5 protein-coding genes and 1 pseudogene are annotated in these 3,402 nt (G+C 59.9%); 2 read left to right on the forward strand and 4 right to left on the reverse strand.

What is annotated here, in order from left to right; genetic code table 11:
- A pseudogene (locus EU555_RS35770) lies at nucleotides 1-648 on the forward strand (hypothetical protein); the annotation flags it as partial.
- 295 nt (nucleotides 649-943) lie between these two features.
- On the opposite strand, the gene EU555_RS35775 reads toward EU555_RS35770, so the two are convergent.
- From EU555_RS35775 to EU555_RS35785, 3 genes are all read right to left on the reverse strand, one after another.
- Complete coding sequence (locus EU555_RS35775; protein ID WP_135420124.1) at nucleotides 944-1,252, reverse strand: hypothetical protein; 309 nt, start codon at nucleotides 1,250-1,252, stop codon at nucleotides 944-946.
- A gap of 94 nt (nucleotides 1,253-1,346) precedes the next feature.
- Complete coding sequence (locus EU555_RS35780; protein ID WP_205821063.1) at nucleotides 1,347-1,613, reverse strand: hypothetical protein; 267 nt, start codon at nucleotides 1,611-1,613, stop codon at nucleotides 1,347-1,349.
- Nucleotides 1,614-1,615: 2 nt separating this feature from the next.
- The gene (locus tag EU555_RS35785; protein WP_135420126.1) at nucleotides 1,616-2,059 is read right to left on the reverse strand and encodes a hypothetical protein; all 444 of its coding nucleotides are present in this window, start codon (nucleotides 2,057-2,059) and stop codon (nucleotides 1,616-1,618) included.
- Nucleotides 2,060-2,101: 42 nt separating this feature from the next.
- On the opposite strand from EU555_RS35785, the gene EU555_RS35790 reads away from it, so the two are divergent.
- Nucleotides 2,102-2,587: a hypothetical protein gene (locus EU555_RS35790; RefSeq protein WP_135420127.1), complete on the forward strand. Its 486-nt coding sequence runs from the start codon at nucleotides 2,102-2,104 to the stop codon at nucleotides 2,585-2,587.
- A gap of 114 nt (nucleotides 2,588-2,701) precedes the next feature.
- Here the strand turns inward: EU555_RS35790 and EU555_RS35795 are convergent, their stop codons facing one another.
- Nucleotides 2,702-2,935 carry a hypothetical protein gene (locus EU555_RS35795; RefSeq protein ID WP_135420129.1) on the reverse strand — a complete coding sequence of 78 codons (234 nt, stop codon included), beginning with the start codon at nucleotides 2,933-2,935 and terminating at the stop codon, nucleotides 2,702-2,704.
- Between the last annotated feature and the right edge of the window lie 467 nt (nucleotides 2,936-3,402).

The following is a 3,402-nucleotide window of genomic DNA, read 5'->3' on the forward strand; positions in this document are numbered from 1 at the left end:
GCATCGTGCTGCCCTACGGCTGCCATGCGCGTCAACGCCCGATCCCATCCATCAGCACCGAAAGTGCGGATGAACCCTTATTCCACGCCTAATCACACTCTCGCGCGCCCACAATGTGCTGACCCTGGAGACCTGCGAGGGGCCAACCTCTCTGACGTCGAGGCGCAGGCGATCGCCCCCTGCGATCGGCGGGAGGACCAGCGGTTCCAGGTGAGCGGCCCGAAGGTACGGTTGCCGCCGCAGATGGCATCGGCGCTCGCTATGGCGTTTCAGGCACTCGCGACCAACGCGGTGAAGGACGGTGCGCTGTCCAACCAGACCGGCCACGTGGCGATCACCTGGACGAAGGCAGACCGGCCGGCGCGCCTCTGCTTGCGCGGGAGCGAAACGGGTGGGCTTGCCGTCGTTGAACCACCGCGCCGCGGCTTCGGATCGCGCCTGATCGAGCGCAATCTCGCCCGCGATCCAACGGGGCATGTTGAAATTACATTTGGAGAGAGCGGTGCGATCTGCACAATCAATGCGCGTATCGACCGCACATTGCGTCAATCAAACTGGATTCCATGCCGCTGCCATAATCCATGCGACCGCCAAGAGACTTGCCCCGCGTCCGCCTGTTCAGCCCCGGTCTTGCTCGGCGATGGTTGATGACGTTAGGACTGGAAATAATAAACGCAGGAGCGCCTCATATGTAAATATCCATGATTTTCTCGCAGGCCTGCTACACAATCTTCACGGCCATTACTGACACCCTGGATGTACCTATGAGCTGGCGTTTGTATCAGGGGCTAATTCTTGGCGCCAGGTTTGCCGTTTGTCACGATCTAGCCCTTGGTGGTCGGAGCTGCTGCGATGGTTTTCGGCTTCTTGGCTTCACGGTTTCCGCGGGGTCGATCGGTGCTCATCTGAACCTTTCTGCTCAAACATCAGGTGTTTCGAGGTTTCACCCATCAAGTTCGTCCGACTCCGACAGTCGCGTGAAGTCGGACAAGACGGCAGCCACCATGCTTTGCAGGCGAGGATCGTCGCAGGAGAGCGCAGCGGCGAACCGTTCCAGCAGGTACCGCGCCTTGTCGGCCGCCTCGGGCCAAGTCGCGGCCTCTGCCGCGAACAGATTGGCTTCCAGATCGTGCTGGCGCGCGACCAGGCCGGCATGCTGCGCTTTCACGGCAGCCCGTCTGCGGCGGTTATTCGTTGCCTTCTGGGCGGCCATCCCCCGCCGTTCGTCGAGCTCGATGGGGCGGTCCGTCATCTAGCCAACCTTCCGTTCCCAAATCCTTGAGCCGCAAGCCCTGCAAAGCAGAGTGCAAATCCTTACGATCTCTCGTCGCCACGGCGTATGGGGCTCACGGCTCGGCGGAGGCCAAAGCTGCCGGCGCGGGCAATGCAGAGACCTGCTTCCTGCTGTGGCGTGTGCCGATACCCCCGACCAGGAGTTCGATCTGCGCCGTGGACGCGCGGATTTGAGCGATTGCACCTCGCAGGGCCTCGATGTCGATGTGTCCAGGCTCATCGGCACTCCACCAACGGCCGTTGTCGATGGCTTGGAGCAGGCGGCCGAGCCGCCTGTGTTCTTGGGTAAGCTGCTCGATGATGTCTTTGCCGGACCCCATCGTCATTTTCCTGAATGAAATGAGAGTGAGATATGATTCCAAAGGAATAGCGTTCGGTTGTAAGAGTTTTTAGCTATCATGTATGACCGCTCATAATCACGTCGCCTTCCCTGCGAGCGGGCCTGCTTCATGCGGCCAGCGACCCGCTCGATACGCCGCTCCTCGTGTGCAATCTTCGATACGCTCTCGCGGACGCGATCACAGAAGATGCTTCTATTGCTCCCTGTCGTCGCTGATATCTCGCCGTCGAGACGCTTCGAGATGCGCTCATGCAGGTCAGCCCAGGCGTTCAGGCGCTTTAAAAGCTTGACGTGATCACGATCTTCGACGGCCTGTGCCATGCCCCAGCCAAGGAATCGCAGCCGCAGCCCGGCAAAAGCCACATGCAGGGTCGAGAGACCGTGAGTTCGCGGTGACTGTCGTTGAGAAGGAAGGTCGGTGGGCATCGCGCCCTCCGTTCGATCCTGGCCCATCGCCAGGATGCAGCCATGGATATGGTCTCTGGCTGGAATATTGCAACCTGCAAAAAATATGAAGTCCCGCACATCACGCCATTCATTTGTGCGCGATGGGTATCTTTATTATCGCGTTTCGCCCTTTTATGCGCTGCGCCCGAAATAAACGGACGAGATTTGGTCGGTCCCATCGGAGAAAATACGCATTCGTGTTTGACACGTGGCCTTGGAAGGCGCAGCGCCAGACCTCACCTCTGGGTATGGCGCATGCAACGCGAGTGGAAGACGTGGTCGCAGATCGCGACCTTGATCATGAAGCGGATCCGGCAGCAGCCCGGAGGTCACAGCCTCCTCTGGCTCGAATTCGACGAGTTTGATGACGAAGCTAGTCACGGAACATTCACCCTGGAAACTGACGGCATGTCCGACGACGAACGTGAACGGCTCGCAGGATGTATCGTAGAGATGCTATTGAAACTAAGAATGAAATATAAGATTTCCTCTATAGCCATACATTGAATTGTATTTATAAATTTGTACACTGACGGCCGACAAGATACCCCTTGTCGTGTCGTATCGCGATCATGCGTCTCCTATGTAGCTTGAGTAGGACGTGAGACGACAATGCTCGTGTCACGTGTTGCGGAGGTTGTCATGGACCGCCGCGATGATGTCGGCAACGCTGAGAGCCAGGTAGGCTAGCACGTCGTCCGCAGGGCGCCCGCTCTCCGGTATCCAGCGGACGACGAGGGAGCGCACGGTCGGAGCGGTCGCGACGGCGGCTTCGGCGAGCTCGCTCCCGAGACCGCCGACGTCGTTGTCCTCGGCGGTCGGCGGCACGCAGCCCACCTGCGCCAGGGTCGGCACCGGGCCCATCTCGATCGGTAGTCATTTTGATGCAGTCGGAGCGGCCTATCCCGAGCACGTCGGCCACCACTTGGACCGGGAAGCGTCCGAGAGCCGGTGACGGCAACGGCCATACGGCTTTTTCTTCGTACGATTGCCAGGCATCTCTGTGCACCTCGAATTCCAGCGTCTTGCGCCCGAGCAGATGCTCGGGATCACGCACGCGCAGCCCCAGTTCGCGCCCACGCTGGCAGCGACGTCAGCGTCATTGGCCCGTACCGCCGATTGCCCGTATTAGGCCTGCGACGCCTCTCTCCGGGTACAAGGCTTGGCGGGGGGCCATGCGGGTGGGAGACCGCCGAGATGATGATGCCCGGCTGCATCATCTGTCCGACCAGCCGCACCTTCTCCTAGGGCCTGTTGTCACTTGAACCACAGTAGTGTGGAGGCAAGGCAAAGGACGCCCATGAAGCTGACGGCGGTCTTTT

Source organism: Methylobacterium nonmethylotrophicum, from assembly GCF_004745635.1.
GTDB classification, from domain to species: domain Bacteria; phylum Pseudomonadota; class Alphaproteobacteria; order Rhizobiales; family Beijerinckiaceae; genus Methylobacterium; species Methylobacterium nonmethylotrophicum.

Excerpts from the sequence above, each read along its gene's own strand:
- EU555_RS35775 (WP_135420124.1), bottom strand. The coding sequence starts at position 1,252 with ATGACGGACCGCCCCATCGAGCTCGACGAACGGCGGGGGATGGCCGCC.
- EU555_RS35780 (WP_205821063.1), bottom strand. The coding sequence starts at position 1,613 with ATGGGGTCCGGCAAAGACATCATCGAGCAGCTTACCCAAGAACACAGG.
- EU555_RS35785 (WP_135420126.1), bottom strand. The coding sequence starts at position 2,059 with ATGCCCACCGACCTTCCTTCTCAACGACAGTCACCGCGAACTCACGGT.
- EU555_RS35790 (WP_135420127.1), top strand. The coding sequence starts at position 2,102 with ATGGATATGGTCTCTGGCTGGAATATTGCAACCTGCAAAAAATATGAA.